We start from the raw sequence: 17,993 nt of genomic DNA, 5'->3' as shown, positions 1-17,993 counted from the left end.
TATACCCTAACTTGGCGTCAGACCATCCGGCGCTAAATCGTCAGAATAGAGTTGCCTTCCGAATTGATTGACATACGCCGTCAAGGGTCATAGATTTCTTCCTGACACATTTCCCTCAGGAGGATACCTTGCACGGTCAGCGCATCGGTTACGTCCGCGTCAGCAGCTTCGACCAGAACCCAGAACGGCAGCTCGAACAGATCCAGGTGGATAAAGTGTTCACCGACAAGGCGTCGGGCAAGGACACACGGCGGCCCGAACTGGAACGGCTGCTCGCCTTCGTGCGCGAAGGCGACACGGTCGTGGTGCACAGCATGGATCGTCTGGCGCGCAACCTCGACGACCTGCGCCGCCTGGTGCAGGGCCTCACCCAGCGCGGCGTACGCATCGAGTTCCTTAAGGAGCATTTGACCTTCACCGGCGAGGACTCGCCGATGGCGAACCTGATGCTGTCGGTAATGGGCGCGTTCGCCGAGTTCGAACGCGCCTTGATCCGCGAGCGGCAGCGCGAGGGCATCGCGCTCGCCAAGCAGCGCGGGGCCTACCGTGGCAGGAAGAAATCCCTGTCGTCTGAGCGTATTGCCGAACTGCGCCAACGTGTCGAGGCTGGCGAGCAAAAGACCAAGCTGGCTCGTGAATTCGGAATCAGTCGCGAAACCCTGTATCAATACTTGAGAACGGATCAGTAAATATGCCACGTCGTTCAATCCTGTCCGCCGCCGAGCGCGAAAGCCTGCTGGCGTTGCCGGACACCAAGGATGAGTTGATCCGTCACTACACGTTCAGCGAAACCGACCTCTCCATCATCCGGCAGCGGCGCGGCCCGGCCAACCGGCTGGGCTTCGCCGTGCAGCTCTGTTACCTGCGCTTTCCTGGTGTCATCCTGGGCGTCGATGAGCCGCCGTTTCCGCCCTTGTTGAAACTGGTCGCCGACCAGCTCAAGGTCAGCGTCGAAAGCTGGGACGAATACGGGCAGCGGGAGCAGACCCGGCGCGAGCACCTGGTCGAACTGCAAACGGTGTTCGGCTTCCAGCCCTTTACCATGGGCCACTACCGGCAGGCCGTCCAGTTGCTGACCGAGATGGCCTTGCAGACCGACAAGGGCATCGTGCTGGCCAGCACCTTGATCGAGCACCTGCGGCAGCAGTCGGTCATTCTGCCTGCCCTCAACGCCGTCGAGCGGGCGAGCGCCGAAGCAATCACCCGCGCCAACCGGCGCATCTACGATGCCTTGGCCGAACCGCTGTCGGACGCGCATCGCCGCCGCCTCGACGATCTGCTCAAGCGTCGGGACAACGGCAAAACGACCTGGCTGGCCTGGCTGCGCCAATCGCCCGTCAAACCGAATTCGCGGCACATGCTGGAACACATCGAACGCCTCAAAGCGTGGCAGGCGCTCGACCTGCCTTCTGGCATCGAGCGGTCGGTGCACCAGAACCGCCTGCTCAAGATCGCCCGTGAGGGTGGCCAGATGACGCCCGCCGACCTGGCCAAGTTCGAGGCGCAGCGACGCTATGCCACCCTGGTGGCGCTTGCCATCGAGGGCATGGCCACCGTCACCGACGAAATCATCGACCTGCACGACCGCATCCTGGGCAAGCTGTTCAACGCCGCCAAGAACAAGCATCAGCAGCAATTCCAGGCGTCCGGCAAGGCGATCAACGCCAAGGTGCGGTTGTTCGGCCGCATCGGCCAGGCGCTGATCGAGGCCAAGCAGGCGGGCCGCGATCCGTTCGCCGCCATCGAGGCCGTCATGTCCTGGGATGCCTTCGCCGAGAGCGTCACCGAAGCGCAGAAGCTTGCGCAGCCCGAGGACTTCGATTTCCTGCACCGCATCGGCGAAAGCTACGCCACGCTGCGCCGCTACGCGCCGGAATTCCTTGCCGTGCTCAAGCTGCGGGCCGCTCCCGCCGCGAAGGACGTGCTCGACGCCATCGAGGTGCTGCGCGGCATGAACAGCGACAACGCCCGCAAGGTGCCCGCCGACGCGCCGACCGAGTTCATCAAGCCGCGCTGGCAGAAGCTGGTCATGACCGACACCGGCATCGACCGGCGCTACTACGAACTGTGCGCGCTGTCGGAGATGAAGAACGCGTTGCGTTCCGGCGACATCTGGGTGCAGGGGTCGCGCCAGTTCAAGGACTTCGAGGACTACCTGGTGCCGCCCGCGAAATTCGCCAGCCTCAAGCAGGCCAGCGAATTGCCGCTGGCCGTGGCCACCGACTGCAACCGGTACCTGAACGACCGGCTGACGCTGCTGGAAACACAGCTTGCCACCGTCAACCGTATGGCGACGGCCAACGAGCTGCCGGACGCCATCATCACCGAGTCAGGCTTGAAGATCACGCCGCTCGACGCGGCGGTACCCGACACCGCCCAAGCGCTGATCGACCAGACGGCAATGATCCTGCCGCACGTCAAGATCACCGAACTGCTGCTGGAGGTGGACGAATGGACGGGCTTCACTCGGCATTTCGCGCATCTGAAATCGGGCGACCCGGCCAAAGACAAGAACCTGTTGCTGACCACGATCCTCGCCGACGCGATCAACCTGGGCCTGACCAAGATGGCGGAGTCTTGCCCCGGCACGACCTACGCCAAGCTGGCTTGGCTGCAAGCCTGGCACATCCGCGACGAAACCTACGGGGCGGCGCTGGCCGATCTGGTCAACGCACAGTTCCGCCATCCCTTCGCCGAGCACTGGGGCGACGGCACCACCTCATCGTCGGACGGCCAGAACTTCCGCACCGGCAGCAAGGCCGAGTGTCGTTTTCAGAAGGCGACTGCACGAAATATCAGGAGTCGGCTGCACTGCCAGAACTGGCCGCCTGCAAGGCAGCGTAGAGAGCGGTTTTTCCTACCTTGAGGCGTGCGGCGGCCTCGCGGACATTCAAGCCGTTGGCGACAAGCTCCCGCGCTCGTTGCAACTTGTCGGCAGTGACAACCGGCTTGCGTCCGCCTTTGCGCCCGCGTGCGGCGGCAGCGGTCAACCCGGCCTTGGTGCGCTCGCGGATCAGGTCGCGCTCGAACTGGCCCAGCGCACCGAACACATGGAAGATGAGCCGTCCGCCCGGCGTGGTGGTGTCGATGTTTTCAGTCAACGAGCGGAAGCCGACGCCCCGTGCTTCCAGCTTGCCGACCGTCTCAATCAGGTGCGGCAGGGAGCGGCCAAGCCGATCCAGCCGCCAGACGACCAGCACATCGCCATCGCGCAGATAAGCCAGCGCATCGGCCAAGCCGGGCCGGTCTGCCTTGGCCCCGGATGCCGTGTCCTCGAAAACCCGTTCGCAGCCTGCATTGCGCAGCGCATCCGTCTGCAAGGCGGTGTCCTGTTCCGCCGTCGATACCCGCGCATAGCCGATGAGTGCCATTTCCGCCCATTTGTCCGTTATACCGTCCGCCTATCTTATTGTCCGTCATCCCGTTGCGCAAGATGTTTTCGGACAGGCGTCCGGTTTGGCCGCCTAATGATCGTTTGGCGGACAAGGCGACTGGCATCAGCCGAACAGCTCGCTATGGGAGCCAAGCCGCGCCAGTCGCAGGGTGTCGGCGTCGGACTTGCGGTAGATCAGCAGCAGGTCGGGCTTGATGTGGCATTCGCGGTAGCCCGCCCAATCGCCGGAAAGATCGTGGTCGCGGTATCGCACATCCAGGGGCTGATCGGTCGCCAGCGCGACCAGAACCGGCTTGAGGTCATCATTCGTGCAGCGGACTCCTGATACTGTTCGTTCAATAGACGACTGCACAACAGCCTTCAAACCGCGTTGTCTGGTGCAGTCGTCTTCTGAAAATGACACCGAGAGCACCGGCCACATCAACCCGAAATACGGGAGCAGCCCAGGGCGGACGTTCTACACCCACATTTCTGACCAGTACGCGCCATTTCACACCAAGGTCGTGAACGTCGGCGTGCGCGATTCGACCTACGTGCTCGACGGCCTGCTGTACCACGAGTCCGACTTGCGGATCGAGGAGCATTACACCGACACGGCGGGCTTCACCGATCACGTCTTCGCCCTGATGCACCTCCTGGGCTTCCGCTTCGCGCCGCGCATCCGCGACCTGGGCGACACCAAGCTCTACATCCCGAAGGGCGACGCCGCCTATGACGCGCTGAAACCCATGATCGGCGGCACGCTCAACATCAAGCACGTCCGCGCCCATTGGGACGAAATCCTGCGGCTGGCCACCTCGATCAAGCAGGGCACGGTGACGGCCTCCCTGATGCTCCGAAAGCTCGGCAGCTACCCACGCCAGAACGGCCTGGCCGTGGCGCTCCGCGAACTGGGCCGCATCGAGCGCACGCTGTTCATCCTGGACTGGCTGCAAAGCGTGGAACTGCGCCGCCGCGTGCATGCCGGCCTGAACAAGGGCGAGGCGCGCAATGCGCTGGCCAGGGCAGTGTTTTTCAACCGCCTGGGTGAAATCCGCGACCGCAGTTTCGAGCAGCAGCGCTACCGGGCTAGCGGCCTCAATCTGGTAACGGCTGCCGTCGTGTTGTGGAACACGGTCTATCTGGAACGGGCTGCGCACGCGCTGCGTGGCAACGGCCATGCCGTTGATGACGCGCTGTTGCAGTACCTGTCGCCGCTCGGTTGGGAGCACATCAACCTCACCGGCGATTACCTCTGGCGCAGCAGCGCGAAGATCGGCGCGGGCAAGTTCAGGCCGCTACGACCGCTGCAACCGGCTTAGCGTGCTTTATTTTCCGTTTTCTGAGGCGACCCCATCCAGCAGGCTCTCGCGCATGGCGGCATCGAAGCTGGCCGGGGGCAGCATGTCGGCGAACAGCTTGCCGTTGATGTAGGGGAAGGCGGCCAGGTGCTCGTCGAGGTTTTTCAGCCGCTTGTCCTGCGGCGTGTTGAGCACGTAGAACAGGGTGGACAGATGGTGCGCCAGGTCGGCCCCGTCGACGCCCGTGCGCAGCTCGATGTAGTCCTGGAACTGGCGCTTCTCGAAAATCCCCGTGTCTTCGGCGAACAGGCAGAACAGCATGCGCACCAGGTAGAGCTCGAGCGGGCGCCCCTCGTAGCCGATTGCCCGCAACTGGTCGTGCAGGCGGCCCATGCGCTCGGCCGCCTTGATGTTGATCGGGTCCTGAGGCTTGATGACCTGGGTCTGATAGCCAGCGATGAACCCGAACAGGCGGACGTTCTTGTAGAGCTCCTCGAGAGGGAATTCGTATGTCGCCCCTTCGACCAGGTCGAAGAGCCGAAAGCGCGCAAAGTCACATACCAGGACGAAACGCGGCAGATCTCGCTCGGCGATCCCCGGAAAGTAGTCCATCGCCTGGGTGTGGGCACGGTCCAGGTTCTTGCCGCGCGACTTCATCTCGACCAGCAGGATGCCGGGCCAGAACAAGTCGACGTAGCCGGCGCCACCACCGTACTTCTTCACCGCATGCTCAAAGCTGGCAATGCGCTTGTTGGTGATCCCGAAGATCTCGAAGAAGGCGATCAGGAAAGGCTTGCCCTCGCCGTCCTCGTTGCTGGCGTCAGCCCAGTGCTTCGAGAACGCCAGGGCGCGCGATTTTATTTCGTTCCAGGATAAAGGCATGTGTCGTTATTGGCTTATTGCGTTCGTGCGTTATTGCGTTATTTCTCTTGAATCCTGAAGTGCCCCACCAGCGCCTCTTCGATCAGATCTGACTCACTCACCCGCTTGCCGCTGGCCATCGTGCGGCGGAACGCTTCCTCCTTCAGGAACAGATCGAGCGCGGGGTCGATGCGGATCGACTTCGTTCTGCGCTGCGAGACCAGCACCGAGGCCGACTCCACGCCCGAAGTCCCGGATGTCGGCCGCTCGGCAGCAGCGGCAGCGCCCCCGGCCAGGAAGTTGTCGAGGTTGGGTTTTCCTTTCACGCTTGAATCTCCTTGAAGAGGGCGGCCATCTCGGCGATCGCCTGGGGGTCCTTGGCGAGCTCGGCCACCGTGGCACCCTCACCGATGGCACGCCGGTAGGCCACACGCTCGCAGATGCGCGCCTCGAGGAGGCGCAGCTTGTGCTCGTGCAGGTAGTCGATCATCTCCCCGGTATCGCGGGTTCGCGGATCGATGCGCATCAGCAGCACATGCACGTCGAGCCCCGCATTGAAGTCCTTGGCCAGCTCGACAATCTCAAGCAGATCGGTCATCGCAGCGGCATCAAGGTTGGAGGCCCCCACCGGGACCACTGCACGCTCGGCCAGCAGCAGCGCAGCGCGCAGGCTGGCCGAATCCCGGCCACCGGCATCGATGACGGTATGGCCGAAGCCCTTCGACAGATTCTTGCCCTCGTCGAAGACCGCCTTGCCCAGCAAGCAGGTCGTCGTCGGCGACGGCTCGCGCCCAGCCCCACGCCGCCAGGCGGCCCAACTGGCGGCCGAGGCCTGCGGGTCTGCATCGATCAACAAGGTCGCCGCCTGTGCGGCAAAGAGGGCAGCCAAGTGGGTGGCGATCGTGGTCTTTCCCACGCCGCCCTTGGTGTTGACGACCGCTATCCGCATTTCGATCAGTCCTTATTTCGTTACTGCATTATATAAATACATAAAGCAACATTGAATGTCACCGATAAACATCCCGACGGTTGCCGACCTTCACGACCAGGATGCGCATGACCCCGTCCTCGATGCTGGAGATCAGCCGGTAGTCGCCCACGCGATACTTCCAGAAGTCCCCCAGCTTGCTGCCCTTGAGGGCTTCACCGATGCTGCGGGGGTCGTCTAGCTTGGCGACGCGCTCAAACAAGAAGGCGAGGATGCGCCGGGCGTCCTGACGGTCGAGCTTCCCCAGCTCGCGCTCGGCGGCGGGGTCGAGATCAACCTTCCAGGCCATAGCGCTTCATAACCTCTTCGAGCGGAACCGTCTGGGTCTTGCCCGAGCGGATATCGATGAGGCGCTGCTCGGCGAGGTACAGATCCTCGAGGTCATCGAGGTGCTCACGAATGGCCTCGACCATGTAGTAGGTCTTGCTGCGCCCCGTCATCTGGGCCAGATTCTGCAGCCTTTGCGAGACGTCATCAGGCAGGCGGATGGAAACGGCACCCATCGCAGAGACTCCTATCAACCGAATAGAGATACAAGTATCTCACATCAACGCCACAGCCGCTCGAACCGCGCCGGGTTGGTTGCCGTATAGCGCACGGTGTGCTGGATGTTGCGGTGCCCGAGGTAGTCCTGGATGAGCCGGGTGTCCGCGCCCTGGTCGGCGAGTGCGTAGCCACAGGCGTGGCGCAACATGTGGGGGTGCGCCTCGACGGACAGCTCGGCCAGTTCCCCGTAGCGCCGGATCGCCACCCAGGCGGTCCGGCGGTTGAGCGGCGCCCGCCGCTCCGAGACGAAGAACGTGTCGCCCGCCGGCGCGAGACGCGCCCGCTCGATGAGCCAGGTCTTGATGGCCCGCAGCTCGTCGCCCCGAAGCGGGTGCGTGGCCGACAACCCCTTCTTCAGCCGGGCTACGTGAAGCACCCGGCTCTCGAGATCGACCTGGTGCAATTTGAGTGCGCAGGCCTCGGACACCCGCAGCCCGTGGCGGAACATCAAGAGGATCAGGCAGCGGTCGCGTAGCTCGGTGCGGCTGCCGCGGGTGGCCGTGATCAGGCGCTCGACCTCGCGTGGCGTGAGGTGTTTGCGATCGTTCATCGTTTTGTCCAATGTTCGGGAAAAAAACGCGGCGCAAAGCCGCGCCGTTGCTGGGGGTGGGGTCTGGACATTAGACAAAATGGTTCATTTTGTCTAATCACGCCGCGCCATGCCCCTAAACGACCTCGTCGCCAGCCCACTCATGGCAGACAGCAGGCGGCCAACTGCTGCCATACCTTGTATCAGCAGAGCCGTCATTCGAGCGACCGGTGAGCTCCGAAAGCTTCCAGGTGTGCGAACGACGCGGCCCGTGCCTTCGCGAAGTTCATGACGCATACGAAGCTCGAACGGCCTCGATCAAAGGCTGCTCAGCGTCGAAGAGCTTGGTAATGGAATTCAGTCTGCTGCACGCGTTGCCAGTATCCCGAAGTGATACGGTGCAGCGGCTGCGAGTTCCACTTGAACGACTGAATCGAACCCAGTCCTAATCAACCAGCTTGCACATTGTTCCGGTCTGGGTCGGATAGCTAGTGGCGGCCCACGTGGTGTTTCGATGTCGCTGCGCCAGTGAATCACCGACAGCGTACCTCCGGGTTGAAGCGTACGGTGGGCTTCGCGCAGCAGGATCAGCGGGTCTTCGATGTGCAGCAGGTTGAAAATCATGACGTGCCCCTGCGAACCAGCTGACACGCCCGTGCCGCGCTCGACGAAGTCGCGCATCTCGGCCTGGACATTCACCAGCCCTACGGCTTGTGCTCGTTGCGCGACAAGGCTGACCATCTCTGGCTCGATGTCGAGCGCAGTCACCTTGCCACGCGTGCGGCCTGCCGCTGGCAAGGTGAAGGTGCCGTAGCCGCAGCCAAACTCGAGCACGTTACAGCTGCTGTTTTGCGGCAACCGGAGCCGATCCAGCACAGTGTGAGGATCAAAGAACGAGGCCCAATAGGCCTCGTCCGGCATGCCGCTCTCGCGCCCTTTCATGAACGCCTCAGTGCTTGGCCTGGCCCGTCGCCTTGTTCGCCGCGTCGAAGCCGCCTTTGGCCTTCCACTCCTCGAATCCGCCCTGCAGAATGCGCACGTTCTCGTAGCCCGCGACCCGCAGCGCGAAGCCGGCCTGAGCCGACAGACTGCCGGAATTGCAGTAGATCAGCACCGGTTTGTCACGCGGGATGCTGTCGCGTTCGGCAAGCACCCGGCGCCATTCCAGGTTGACCGCGCCGGAAATGTGGTCCTTGGCGAACTGACCGGCATCGCGCGCATCGATGACGTGGAAGCGCGGCCAGTCCTCGCGCGGAATCTGCTCGGCGAAGATGACGCCGCCGCCGTAGTCGACGAAATCCAGGTAGCCGGCCATCTCATCGACGGCCTGCTCGTTGGCCTGCGCGTTAGCGATAGCCGGTGAGGCGATGACGGCCAGGGCTACGGCGGTCGCGCGGATCAGCCTGAAGGTCATGTTGATTGTCTCCATGTGTTCGATTGCTTGTTATGTGTGGGGACGGTCAGAACACCAGTACCTTGTCGGCGGCGGCCGTCCAGTCCGCCAGCTCCTTGAGGGTGCTGCGGCGCGCATTGGGCACGACGTCCTCGTCGGCATAGCCGCGCGCGTCCATGCAGGTGCCGCACAGGGCCACCTCGCCACCGACCATGCGCACCATGTCGCCGGCGTTGTAGTAGCCCTCGGGCACCTTCTGCCCAGCCTTGGCGCAGGCCACCGCATCCCCCATCAGGAAGACGCGCACGGTCTCACCGTCGAGCTTGCCCAGCGCACGCGCAAGGCGCAGGCCGTTGTAGCTGCGCTCGGTGCCGTAGGGGCCGTCGTTGAGGATGAAGAGCGTCTTCACGGTCACCTCCTTGGTGCGTGGGCGCCTACTTGCCGCCCGACTTGATGGTGGCCTTCAGGGCGTCGAAGTCGCGGCGCACGGTGTCCTGGAACAACAGGCCGGACTTGTCCTGCTTGGCCACACCCTCGAGATCGAGCACGTCGGCGACGATCTGGTAGCTCGCTGCGCCGTTGTGTTCCTTGCCGTCGGCGACGATCAGCTGGTTGCCGTAGAACACGGCCGGCGCGGGCAGTCCCTGCGCCAGGCTCGAGGGCAGCAACTGAATGGGCACGCGGTAGGTGTTGGCGACTTCGGCCGCGACCTGCAGGTTACCGTTGCAGCGCTGGCCGGGCGGATCCTTGGCAATGAAGGTCAGCACCTTCTGGCCGGCGGAGGTCTGGGCGCCGGGCACAGCCATCGATACGTCGGCCGCGATGGCCGATAGGCTGAAAAGGGCGCCCAGGAGGCTGAATCCGATACTTCTCATGCGATGTCTCCTCGCTTGTGTCGTTTGTTGTGGTGAAGGTTGAATGGATCAGCGCTCGACAGGCAGCCCGCCCGCCTGCCATTCGGTGACGCCGTCGGTGATCTTGTGCGCGGTGAAGCCGCGCTCGCGCAGCAAGGCGACCGCCTCGTCGGACATGACGCAGAACGGGCCGCGACAATAGGCGACCACTTCCTTGCCTGACGGCAATTCGGCCAGTCGCTTTTCCAGTTCGCCGAGCGGCATCGAGCGCGCGAACGGCAGGTGCCCCGCCGCGTACTCGGATTCGGGCCGTACGTCGATGACGACGATGTCGCCGCTGCGCGCCTTGGCGAGCAGGGACTCGCGACTCTCCGCGCTGAGCAGATCGGGGGCGGCGCTCATCTGCTCGAGCGCGAGCCGCAGTTCGAGCAGGTGCGCTTCTGCCACGTCGCGGACGTTGAGCCACAACTCGGCGACGTCCTGGCCGCTCAGGCGGTAACGGATGAACTTGCCCTCGCGCCGGTTCTCCACCAGCCGGGCCTCGCGCAGCGCCTTGAGATGGGCGCTGGCCAGACGCATGTCGATGCGCGCCTGCTGCGCCAGCGTCTCTACCGTCTTCTCGCCCTGGGCGAGCAGTTCGATCAGCTCGAGCCGCTTCGGGCTCGACAGCGCCTTGCCGATGCGGGCGACGTGTTCGTAGAGGGAAGACTTGGTGATGTTGGGTTTCATACGCACACTCTAACAAGCGTGCGTATGTTTGCAAGTGTAGTGCTGGATCTTAAGGTTGAGCCTGTTCTGCGTCGGCCATGTCGCGTCGGGCGTGGACGATGATGAGCAGTCCCGACCACAGCGCAAGCCCAGACATCACCAGCGCGACGATCAGGTCCGGCAAGGCGCTACCGGTACCGAAGACGCCTACCGCCGCGAGGATGACCGCGAGATTGCCGATTGCATCGTTGCGGCTGCATAGCCACACCGAACGCATGTTCGCGTCACCCCCTCGGAAGCGATAGAGCATCAGCGCCACCCCCGCATTGGCGACCAGTGCGAGTACCCCGACTGCACCCATGGTCAGCGGCTCCGGCGTAATCCCTTGCTGGAAGGCCCACAGGGCGCGCGCCATCACGACGGTGCCGAACAGCGCCATCGCCACACCCTTGAGCAGGGCCGCGCGCGCCCGCCACATCAACCCCCACGACAGCACGGTCAGCGACAGCGCGTAGTTGGCGGCGTCGCCGGCGAAATCGAGGGCGTCGGCCCATAGGGCGACCGAGCCGGCAGCGAGGCCGGCGACGAACTCGACCAGGAACATCGCCGCGTTGACGATCAACGCGATCCACAATGCCTGGCGGAAACGTGGGCTCGCCGCGCTGGCATCGCAGGCGGAATGGGAACAACAGCCGGACATGGCGTTCTCCTGTTGGTGGGAAAAGGAACAGGTGTGCATGACACACCCTGTAGCCGCTACAGGGTCAAGCAGCTAAGCTGGTGACAGGTCGCAATGAGGAGAAGCAGGCGATGAAGATTGGTGAATTGGCCAAGGCTGCCCATGTCGAGGTCGAGACCATCCGCTACTACGAGCGGATCGGGCTGCTGCCCGCGCCTGCCCGCAGCCATAACGGCTATCGGGCCTACGCGGGCATGCATCTCGAGCGCCTGGCCTTCATCCGTCACTGCCGGGCGCTGGACATTGCCCTGGCCGACATCACGCGGCTGCTGCGCTTTGTGGACGATCCGTCTGCCGAGTGCGCCGAGGTGAACACGCTCATCGACACCCAACTTGCCCGTGTCCGCGCACGCCTCGACAGCCTGCGCACGCTCGAAGACCAACTCGTTGCCCTGCGCAGCCAGTGCGATGCCCCGGATCGTGCAGCGCAATGCGGCATCCTGCATGAACTCGAAGCACCGACGCTTGGCGATGCCTGTGTGTGCCACGATGAGCGTTCCGACTAGCCCGGAGACTTCGCACGCGCTCAACGAGCACCCTCCTGACGGGATTCGTTACGGAGTGATCATCAGCCCGGCTTCAATCCGCGTGGGCGTGCGCGGGCGATCCGAAGACGGTAAAGCCGACGCACGTACTGCCGGCGGCCGAGCGGACAAACGGGGCTCCCCCGTGCATTCGCGCAATTGCCGCCACGATCGCCAATCCGAGCCCATGGTGGTGGTCGCCGTGCTCGCGCGCCCGATCAACTCGATAGAATCGGTCAAAGAGGCGAGGCAAATGCTCCGGGGGAATCACCGGGCCCGTGTTGCGCACGGACAGGCAAATGCGATCATCTCCATCCGGCTTGATGACGACCTCGAGCACCGTCCCGCGCTCAGCGAACCGTGTCGCGTTGGCCAGCAGGTTTGAGAGTGCGCGACGAATCAATCCCGCATCGAAGGCGCCGCAGCCGTCACCGGATACACGCGCACTCACTCCGGCTTCCTGCAATGAAGCCTCGTGAAACTCGACGACCTCGGTCACCAACTCCGCAAGGCTGGCGACAGGACGTCGACGCGGGTGTTCACCGCGATCGGCCCGCGACAAGAACAACATGTCATTAACCATGCCGGCCAGACGATGAAGATCCTCGAGGTTCGATCCAAGCACATCGCGCAGATCGGAGAGACTGCGTTCTCGGCTCAGCGCGAGCTCGGTCTCGCCGATCAAGGTGGCAAGCGGGGTGCGCAACTCATGAGCTACATCGGCATTGAATCCCTCCAACTGTCGATAGGCGTCGTCCAATCGAATGAGGAGCGCGTTGAATTGTGCAACCAAGGGTTGAAGCTCCTGCGCCTGTGCGGACCCGTCCAGGGGTTTTCCGACGCTCTCAGGACTGAGGCTCGCCGCTTGCCGTGCGAGATCGTGTACCGGCAAGAGTGCTCGCCGTATCAGCCAGGTACCGACAGCCGAGACAAGGACGGCCCCGGACAGGGCACTAAGAAGCAGTGTCCACGCCAGGTGCATCAACAAGCGCCGGTCGGCGCTGCTGTCGAGCGCCAATTCGGCACGGAGCACGGCCGTACGCGACCAAGGCAAAGGGATGTCGAACTCAAGACGCCGAAGGTCGGCCTGAGCGCGTGATCGCGCCGACGTCGCGTACACGAGGGTGTCGTCCCCCTGTATCAAGCGCAACTCGAGATCGGAATGGCCAACGAAAAAATCGTCCAACTTGTGACGCAGGCCTGGCAAGTCGTCCTGCGTCGCGATCTCGCTGACGAGATGGCGAACCACGTTCTGCTTGTGCCGAAGCTCCTCCGCCTGTTTGCTGGCGAAATTCCGATGAGTCGTCACATAGACGATCGAACAGACTACGCCGAGCCCCAGGAAAGTCAGCACGGCGAGCCACGACGATAACCAGCGCCCCAGGGAACGGGGATTGGGCATCCTCAGGTCTCCCTGTCCTCAAGGACGTACCCCATGCCGCGCACGGTGTGCAGCAGTTTCTTCTGGAAGGCGTCGTCGATCTTGCCGCGCAATCGCCGGACAGCGACTTCGACTACGTTCGTGTTGCTATCAAAATTCATGTCCCATACCTGCTCTGCCAGCGCGGCGCGAGAGAGAACCTGCCCATGTCGGCGCAGCAGCAAGGTGAGCAACGCGAACTCCTTGGCCGTCAGGTCGAGCCGCTGCCCCGCTCGCGAAGCCTTGCGCCGCACCAGATCGATTTCGAGATCCGCCATGCGAAGCACCATGGTTTGCTGGCTAGTCGGCGTCAAGGTACCGCGCCGCAACAAAGCCTGCACGCGTGCAAGCAGTTCGGAGAGGGCAAACGGCTTCACAAGGTAGTCGTCGGCGCCCGCCTGCAGTCCTCTGACCCGGTCCTCGACCTTGTCTCGCGCGGTCAACATCAAGACCGGTACATGTTTGTCCCGGCGCAGCTCGCGCAACACGCCATAGCCATCCAGGCCCGGCAGCATGACGTCGAGGAGGACGAGATCGTAATGCCAGTCGTTTGCGAGGCGGCGGCCCTCGGTCCCGCTGTGGGCGACATCCACGATGTAACTGCTTTCCGTGAGCGCCCTGCGCAGGTATTCGGCGAGCTTGGGCTCGTCTTCAACGACCAGAATTTTCATGCACGGATTATCGCGGAGACCTTGGCGCCATGACATTACGAAATCGTAATCCGGCAGTTCGCGATCTGACGGGGTTGGGCGGCTAAAGTCAGCGCCGTGTTCGGTGCAGGAGCCCCCCGGGCCGCCGCAGCCGTACGCTTCATCTCACGTTGAACGAAGGAGTCTCACCATGTCGAAGTTCCGCACCACAGCCACCCTTTCGCTCCTCGCTGCCATGCTCAGCGTACCTGCAGTCGTACAGGCGAATTCGCTGTGGCATCCTGCTCCCGGCGAGCAGGGCTTCACATTCCACCCCGATCACTCTACGAGCACGAAGACCCGGGCCGAGGTATTGCGCGAACTTGAGCAGGCGAAGGCCGATGGGAGCTATTTTTATCTCCAGCGGGGCCTCCCGGTGCCGTCGCGTGTGAGCGGACCCGGCAAAACCCGTGAAGAGGTCATCAAGGAGCTCACCAATATGACGCCTCAGGAGCGCATGTACATGAATGATCTTTACCGTGGTTCATGATGTGCTCGGCCAGTGCGATCCGCCGGATGGTTCCGATGCGTCGCACTGGGCGTCTCAGCAAGGTGCCCGCTGCGTTGCAGTTCGCAAGACTCGTTCTCGACCATGAACCGCCCTTATCGCTAGAATTCAGTCCATGCGTCGTTGGTTTGCAATCTTCCTGCTCGTCCTGCTGCCCGTCCAACTGGGATGGGCGGCGCTGGGCGTCTACTGCGCACATGAATCAGGTGCCGCTGCGAACCATTTCGGACACCACGAACACCGCCACACTGCGGGCGACAGCGTTGACGAGAAAGGCAGTCCGGCCAAGGGGGGGCACGTGGATTGCGCGTCCTGCCACGGGATTGGCTCCGCAACGCTAGCGAGCGCGTCGGGCGCGATTTGCCCCGGTGGTCTGAACTCCCAGCCAATCGATACGCTTTCAGCGTGGCAGCTTGCGGAACACGCCGCAGAGCCCGACCGTCCAAAATGGGACCGCCCAGCCTGATCGGCAGGGCGGTCGCCTTACTCCCCTTTCCCGAGTTCCTGCCGCTTTGAGCGGCCGGTTCGCGCGTCTGTTGCGATCGAATTGATCCCCCTCTGCCGATTCCCCGTGTCTTTCCATCAACGGAGAATTGGATGTTTCAGATATTTCGTATCAAGTGGCTGCCTGGGATTTTTCTCGGTCTCACGGTCAGCGGCGCCTGGGCGCAGCAGCCCACAGTGCCGGTTTCGAGTGACACGCTGTCGCTGAGGCAGGCTTTCGAGGCAGCCTGGGCGCGTCAGCCTGAAGCCCGGTCGCTCACGACCCAGCAGGAGGCGGCGCAGGCCCGCCGCGACAGTGCCGACAGTTGGCTCGTCGAGCCGCCCGCCCTCGAGGTGGCAGGCAAGACGGATCAATTCGACCGCAATCGTGGAAGCCGCGAATACGAGATCGGTGTGGCGATGCCGATCTGGCTGCCGGGCGAACGTTCCACTACCGCAGCGCTCGCTGCGGCCGAACTGAATGCAACCACGAGCCGCGCCCGCGCCGCGCAGCTGCGCACTGCCGCAGCGGTACGCACGGCCTACTGGGATTGGCGGCGAGCCTACATCGACCTCACGCTGGCCAGGGAAGGTCTCGCGAATGCCCGCGAACTAGCCGATGACGTGAGTCGGCGTGTGAAGGCTGGCGATCTTGCGCGCGCAGACCAGCATCAGGCCGACGGTGCGCTAGCCACGGCGGAGACGGTCGTCGCCGCCGCTGAAAGCGCGCTCGCAGAGACCGGACAGGAGTTGCGCGCGCTCACTGGCGTCGCGCCGGAGCGGATCGCCAGTGGGCTTCCCACGCCCGAGCCCATATCCTCCGCCGCGATCCCGATCGACACGCTCGAAACGGCTCATCCGGCGATGGTTGAGCTACGCGACAAGGTCAGCGTTGCGCGGCGCGCGATGACGCTTGCCAGTGTTCAGGGCCGCGCGAATCCTGAACTGACTCTCGCGACCACGCGTGAGCGAGGCGCCTCGAGTGAGCCCTGGGAGCAGACGGTCACAGTGGGTTTGCGCATTCCGTTCGGCTCCGATTCACGCAGTCGTTCGCGCGTCGCCAGCGCCAGTGCGGAAGCGATCGAGGCCGAGGCTCAGCTTCAGATCGAGCGTGAGCGTTTGCTGGCTGAAACGGATGTGGCTCGCGTACGCGTCGAGTCGGCAAGGCAGCAACTCACTGCCACCGAGCGGCGCGCCGAACTTGCTCAGGCGTCACGCGGCTTCTTCCAGAAGGCGTTTCGCCTCGGCGAGGCCGATTTGCCGACCCGCCTGCGCATCGAGTTCGAGGCGGCCGAGGCCGAACGCCAGCTTGCCCGTGCTCACATCGACCTGGCAGCCGCCATCTCGGCTCAGCGCCAAGCGCTGGGTCTGCTTCCCGAATAAACGATAGGAACCCCCACATGAGAAACGCTCACAACTTGGCGGCATGGAGCCTTGCTGCAGTGCTTGCCGGGTTTGCCCCGCAGATCCTGGCCGGTGACGGACACGACCACGGTGAGTCGCCCGCACCCACGGCCGGTCCGGCACTGCCGCGATTCACTGCCGTCTCTGAACTCTTCGAAATGGTCGGCGTGGTCAATGGCAAGAACCTCACCGTCTATCTCGACCGTTTCGCCGATAACAGTCCGGTCAAGGACGCTAAGGTGGATCTGGCCCTCGATGGCACTGCGATTGCACTCGAGCCCCATGCCGACGGCGAGTTCGAAGCCACGCTGCAGGACTCGCTCAAGCCCGGCGTCGTGTCCGTCACAGCGACCGTCGTGGCTGGAGAGGACGCCGATCTGCTCGCCACAGAACTTGATGTGCACGAGGAGTCTGCGGCCGTGACGCACGAGGACACAGCCGAAATCGGCATGAAATCGTACGCAACGTGGGCGGGCGCAGGGGCGCTCGTGCTGGGCCTCATCGGCTGGGCAGCGCTTCGCAGGGGAAGCTCCCGCAATCGATCGACTGGAGGTGCCGCATGAAGCTGAGCGTCCTGACTGCTGCTCTGGCGCTGGTATGGGCCAGTGCCTCGTGGAACGCCTTTGCCGGCGAAGGCCATGATCATGGCGATCAAGGCCCGGCTGTTGCGGGAGGCAATGGGCCGCAACGGCAAGCCGATGGCAGCGTTTTCCTGCCCAAGCCGGCTCAACGCCAGATCGGCGTTGGCACGTTGATCACGGAAACCGGTGAATTGCCGCGTACCACCGCGCTGGCTGGCAAGGTGGTCATGGACCCGAACGCCGGCGGGAAGGTGCAGGCCATGATGGCTGGGCGCCTGGAGGCGGGCCCGCATGGCTTGCCGAGCGTCGGACAGACCGTGAAGAAGGGTGACGTACTGGCTCACGTCATTCCTTCGATCGATCAGATCGAACGGTCTAACCAGCTCGCGCAGCTCGCCGAACTGCAGGCGGCGAGGGCGCTTGCGGAGAAGCGCCTTGCGCGCCTGAAGGAGCTCGCCGACACCGTCCCGCGCAAGGAGATCGAGGCTGCTGAAAGCGAAGTTGCCAGTCTGGCTGCCCGATCGAGAGCGATCGGTGGTGGCCTGAATGCGCGCGATGTCCTTACTGCACCTGTCAGCGGTGTGATTGCCTCGAGCAACGCCGTGTCAGGCCAGGTCGTCGATGCGCGCGAGCTCGTGTTCGAGATCGTCGACCCGAAGCGGCTGCGCATCGAGGCGCTCGCCTACGATCCCGAGGTCGCGGCAGATGTTGCCTCGGCAACCCTCGCCGTTGGCGAACAGCGGATTCCGCTCACTTTCATCGGTGCCGCCCGTATCCTGCGCGAGCAGGCCTTGCCCCTTGCCTTTACGGCCGACGGTGATGCGCTGACCCGGCTTGCCGTGGGACAACCTGTCGAGGTTTACGTGCAGACGCGCAGCACGCAGCAGGGTGTAAGCGTTCCCGCAGCATCGGTGCTGAAAAATCCGGCAAACCAGACCATCGTCTGGGTCAAGACGGCGCCCGAGCGTTTCGAGTCGCGAACCGTCACCATCGCGCCACTGGACGGCGTGAATGTCGCGGTGACCTCTGGCCTCGAAGCCGGTGAGCGGGTCGCCACGCGTGCCGCCACGCTGATCAACCAGATCCGCTGAC

22 protein-coding genes and 2 pseudogenes are annotated in these 17,993 nt (G+C 63.7%); 8 read left to right on the top strand and 16 right to left on the bottom strand.

Annotated elements, in window-relative coordinates; all coding sequences use genetic code 11:
* Positions 1–128: 128 nt before the first annotated feature.
* Together ACNQFN_RS23095 and ACNQFN_RS23090 are read left to right on the top strand one after the other, a co-directional pair.
* Positions 129–689 (top strand): recombinase family protein, encoded by a 561-nt coding sequence (locus tag ACNQFN_RS23095; protein WP_003124096.1) that lies wholly within the window; start codon positions 129–131, stop codon positions 687–689.
* Positions 690–691: 2 nt separating this feature from the next.
* A pseudogene (locus tag ACNQFN_RS23090) lies at positions 692–2,764 on the top strand (Tn3 family transposase); the annotation flags it as partial.
* A gap of 31 nt (positions 2,765–2,795) precedes the next feature.
* Here ACNQFN_RS23090 and ACNQFN_RS23085 read toward each other — a convergent pair.
* A complete protein-coding gene (locus ACNQFN_RS23085; RefSeq protein ID WP_001173919.1) occupies positions 2,796–3,371 on the bottom strand; it encodes a recombinase family protein in 576 nt (191 codons plus the stop codon).
* A gap of 126 nt (positions 3,372–3,497) precedes the next feature.
* On the bottom strand, positions 3,498–3,746 hold the full coding sequence (locus ACNQFN_RS23080) for a type II toxin-antitoxin system YafQ family toxin (protein ID WP_012585400.1): 249 nt from the start codon (positions 3,744–3,746) through the stop codon (positions 3,498–3,500).
* Between the two features lie 52 nt (positions 3,747–3,798).
* On the opposite strand from ACNQFN_RS23080, the pseudogene ACNQFN_RS23075 reads away from it, so the two are divergent.
* Positions 3,799–4,695, top strand: a pseudogene (locus tag ACNQFN_RS23075) (Tn3 family transposase); the annotation flags it as partial.
* Positions 4,696–4,701: 6 nt separating this feature from the next.
* Here the strand turns inward: ACNQFN_RS23075 and ACNQFN_RS23070 are convergent.
* The 12 genes from ACNQFN_RS23070 to ACNQFN_RS23015 all read right to left on the bottom strand — a co-directional run bounded on the left by ACNQFN_RS23070 (position 4,702) and on the right by ACNQFN_RS23015 (position 11,253).
* Positions 4,702–5,556, bottom strand: a complete 855-nt coding sequence (locus ACNQFN_RS23070) for a type IIL restriction-modification enzyme MmeI (protein WP_418649021.1) — start codon at positions 5,554–5,556, stop codon at positions 4,702–4,704.
* A gap of 38 nt (positions 5,557–5,594) precedes the next feature.
* Entirely contained in the window at positions 5,595–5,861 is a 267-nt protein-coding gene (locus ACNQFN_RS23065; protein WP_418649020.1) for a hypothetical protein, read from the bottom strand.
* The gene (locus tag ACNQFN_RS23060) at positions 5,858–6,484 is read right to left on the bottom strand and encodes an AAA family ATPase (protein WP_418649019.1); all 627 of its coding nucleotides are present in this window, start codon (positions 6,482–6,484) and stop codon (positions 5,858–5,860) included. Before ACNQFN_RS23060 ends, ACNQFN_RS23065 begins: the two co-directional genes overlap by 4 nt.
* Before the next feature lie 58 nt (positions 6,485–6,542).
* A complete protein-coding gene (locus ACNQFN_RS23055; protein WP_418649018.1) occupies positions 6,543–6,812 on the bottom strand; it encodes a type II toxin-antitoxin system RelE family toxin in 270 nt (89 codons plus the stop codon).
* Positions 6,796–7,026, bottom strand: coding sequence for a DUF6290 family protein (locus ACNQFN_RS23050; protein ID WP_418649017.1), 231 nt, complete (start codon positions 7,024–7,026; stop codon positions 6,796–6,798). The genes ACNQFN_RS23055 and ACNQFN_RS23050 overlap by 17 nt, the downstream gene beginning before the upstream one ends.
* 44 nt (positions 7,027–7,070) lie before the next feature.
* Positions 7,071–7,619 carry a tyrosine-type recombinase/integrase gene (locus ACNQFN_RS23045; protein WP_418649016.1) on the bottom strand — a complete coding sequence of 183 codons (549 nt, stop codon included), beginning with the start codon at positions 7,617–7,619 and terminating at the stop codon, positions 7,071–7,073.
* Positions 7,620–7,955: 336 nt separating this feature from the next.
* A complete protein-coding gene (locus ACNQFN_RS23040) occupies positions 7,956–8,540 on the bottom strand; it encodes a class I SAM-dependent methyltransferase (protein ID WP_418649015.1) in 585 nt (194 codons plus the stop codon).
* 7 nt (positions 8,541–8,547) lie between these two features.
* Complete coding sequence (locus tag ACNQFN_RS23035) at positions 8,548–9,027, bottom strand: rhodanese-like domain-containing protein (protein WP_418649014.1); 480 nt, start codon at positions 9,025–9,027, stop codon at positions 8,548–8,550.
* A 31-nt stretch (positions 9,028–9,058) separates the two neighbouring features.
* A complete protein-coding gene (locus ACNQFN_RS23030) occupies positions 9,059–9,400 on the bottom strand; it encodes a DsrE/DsrF/TusD sulfur relay family protein (protein ID WP_418649013.1) in 342 nt (113 codons plus the stop codon).
* A 25-nt stretch (positions 9,401–9,425) separates the two neighbouring features.
* Positions 9,426–9,866, bottom strand: a complete 441-nt coding sequence (locus tag ACNQFN_RS23025) for a hypothetical protein (RefSeq protein ID WP_418649012.1) — start codon at positions 9,864–9,866, stop codon at positions 9,426–9,428.
* Positions 9,867–9,914: 48 nt separating this feature from the next.
* Positions 9,915–10,574 (bottom strand): ArsR/SmtB family transcription factor, encoded by a 660-nt coding sequence (locus ACNQFN_RS23020; protein ID WP_418649011.1) that lies wholly within the window; start codon positions 10,572–10,574, stop codon positions 9,915–9,917.
* A gap of 49 nt (positions 10,575–10,623) precedes the next feature.
* Positions 10,624–11,253 carry a cation transporter gene (locus tag ACNQFN_RS23015; RefSeq protein WP_418649010.1) on the bottom strand — a complete coding sequence of 210 codons (630 nt, stop codon included), beginning with the start codon at positions 11,251–11,253 and terminating at the stop codon, positions 10,624–10,626.
* A 110-nt stretch (positions 11,254–11,363) separates the two neighbouring features.
* Here ACNQFN_RS23015 and cadR point away from each other — a divergent pair, with 110 nt between their 5' ends.
* Complete coding sequence (gene cadR, locus ACNQFN_RS23010; RefSeq protein ID WP_418649009.1) at positions 11,364–11,798, top strand: Cd(II)/Pb(II)-responsive transcriptional regulator; 435 nt, start codon at positions 11,364–11,366, stop codon at positions 11,796–11,798.
* 73 nt (positions 11,799–11,871) lie between these two features.
* Here the strand turns inward: cadR and ACNQFN_RS23005 are convergent, their stop codons facing one another.
* Both ACNQFN_RS23005 and ACNQFN_RS23000 read right to left on the bottom strand, forming a co-directional pair.
* On the bottom strand, positions 11,872–13,218 hold the full coding sequence (locus ACNQFN_RS23005; RefSeq protein WP_418649008.1) for a heavy metal sensor histidine kinase: 1,347 nt from the start codon (positions 13,216–13,218) through the stop codon (positions 11,872–11,874).
* A gap of 2 nt (positions 13,219–13,220) precedes the next feature.
* A complete protein-coding gene (locus tag ACNQFN_RS23000) occupies positions 13,221–13,907 on the bottom strand; it encodes a heavy metal response regulator transcription factor (RefSeq protein ID WP_418649007.1) in 687 nt (228 codons plus the stop codon).
* Positions 13,908–14,076: 169 nt separating this feature from the next.
* Here ACNQFN_RS23000 and ACNQFN_RS22995 point away from each other — a divergent pair, with 169 nt between their 5' ends.
* The 4 genes from ACNQFN_RS22995 to ACNQFN_RS22980 all read left to right on the top strand — a co-directional run bounded on the left by ACNQFN_RS22995 (position 14,077) and on the right by ACNQFN_RS22980 (position 17,992).
* Positions 14,077–14,415 carry a DUF4148 domain-containing protein gene (locus ACNQFN_RS22995; protein ID WP_418649006.1) on the top strand — a complete coding sequence of 113 codons (339 nt, stop codon included), beginning with the start codon at positions 14,077–14,079 and terminating at the stop codon, positions 14,413–14,415.
* Positions 14,416–15,030: 615 nt separating this feature from the next.
* Positions 15,031–16,299, top strand: a complete 1,269-nt coding sequence (locus ACNQFN_RS22990; RefSeq protein ID WP_418649032.1) for a TolC family protein — start codon at positions 15,031–15,033, stop codon at positions 16,297–16,299.
* Positions 16,300–16,316: 17 nt separating this feature from the next.
* Complete coding sequence (locus tag ACNQFN_RS22985; protein WP_418649031.1) at positions 16,317–16,883, top strand: hypothetical protein; 567 nt, start codon at positions 16,317–16,319, stop codon at positions 16,881–16,883.
* Positions 16,880–17,992, top strand: a complete 1,113-nt coding sequence (locus ACNQFN_RS22980; RefSeq protein WP_418649030.1) for an efflux RND transporter periplasmic adaptor subunit — start codon at positions 16,880–16,882, stop codon at positions 17,990–17,992. The genes ACNQFN_RS22985 and ACNQFN_RS22980 overlap by 4 nt, the downstream gene beginning before the upstream one ends.
* Position 17,993: the final 1 nt, after the last annotated feature.

The organism is Thauera butanivorans, assembly GCF_048398245.1.
Lineage (GTDB): Bacteria > Pseudomonadota > Gammaproteobacteria > Burkholderiales > Rhodocyclaceae > Thauera > Thauera butanivorans.
The sequence above is the reverse complement of the archived record's forward strand: the minus strand, read 5'-3'. Positions and strand labels throughout refer to the sequence as shown.

Bases quoted from the DNA above. Each gene is read 5' to 3' on its own strand.
- ACNQFN_RS23020 (WP_418649011.1), bottom strand. From the start codon at position 10,574: ATGAAACCCAACATCACCAAGTCTTCCCTCTACGAACACGTCGCCCGC.
- ACNQFN_RS23000 (WP_418649007.1), bottom strand. From the start codon at position 13,907: ATGAAAATTCTGGTCGTTGAAGACGAGCCCAAGCTCGCCGAATACCTG.
- ACNQFN_RS23005 (WP_418649008.1), bottom strand. From the start codon at position 13,218: ATGCCCAATCCCCGTTCCCTGGGGCGCTGGTTATCGTCGTGGCTCGCC.
- ACNQFN_RS22980 (WP_418649030.1), top strand. From the start codon at position 16,880: ATGAAGCTGAGCGTCCTGACTGCTGCTCTGGCGCTGGTATGGGCCAGT.
- ACNQFN_RS23050 (WP_418649017.1), bottom strand. From the start codon at position 7,026: ATGGGTGCCGTTTCCATCCGCCTGCCTGATGACGTCTCGCAAAGGCTG.
- ACNQFN_RS23085 (WP_001173919.1), bottom strand. From the start codon at position 3,371: ATGGCACTCATCGGCTATGCGCGGGTATCGACGGCGGAACAGGACACC.
- ACNQFN_RS23055 (WP_418649018.1), bottom strand. From the start codon at position 6,812: ATGGCCTGGAAGGTTGATCTCGACCCCGCCGCCGAGCGCGAGCTGGGG.
- ACNQFN_RS23070 (WP_418649021.1), bottom strand. From the start codon at position 5,556: ATGCCTTTATCCTGGAACGAAATAAAATCGCGCGCCCTGGCGTTCTCG.
- ACNQFN_RS23040 (WP_418649015.1), bottom strand. From the start codon at position 8,540: ATGAAAGGGCGCGAGAGCGGCATGCCGGACGAGGCCTATTGGGCCTCG.
- ACNQFN_RS23015 (WP_418649010.1), bottom strand. From the start codon at position 11,253: ATGTCCGGCTGTTGTTCCCATTCCGCCTGCGATGCCAGCGCGGCGAGC.
- ACNQFN_RS23045 (WP_418649016.1), bottom strand. From the start codon at position 7,619: ATGAACGATCGCAAACACCTCACGCCACGCGAGGTCGAGCGCCTGATC.
- ACNQFN_RS23060 (WP_418649019.1), bottom strand. From the start codon at position 6,484: ATGCGGATAGCGGTCGTCAACACCAAGGGCGGCGTGGGAAAGACCACG.
- ACNQFN_RS23035 (WP_418649014.1), bottom strand. From the start codon at position 9,027: ATGGAGACAATCAACATGACCTTCAGGCTGATCCGCGCGACCGCCGTA.
- ACNQFN_RS22985 (WP_418649031.1), top strand. From the start codon at position 16,317: ATGAGAAACGCTCACAACTTGGCGGCATGGAGCCTTGCTGCAGTGCTT.
- ACNQFN_RS22995 (WP_418649006.1), top strand. From the start codon at position 14,077: ATGTCGAAGTTCCGCACCACAGCCACCCTTTCGCTCCTCGCTGCCATG.
- ACNQFN_RS23025 (WP_418649012.1), bottom strand. From the start codon at position 9,866: ATGAGAAGTATCGGATTCAGCCTCCTGGGCGCCCTTTTCAGCCTATCG.
- ACNQFN_RS22990 (WP_418649032.1), top strand. From the start codon at position 15,031: ATGTTTCAGATATTTCGTATCAAGTGGCTGCCTGGGATTTTTCTCGGT.
- cadR (WP_418649009.1), top strand. From the start codon at position 11,364: ATGAAGATTGGTGAATTGGCCAAGGCTGCCCATGTCGAGGTCGAGACC.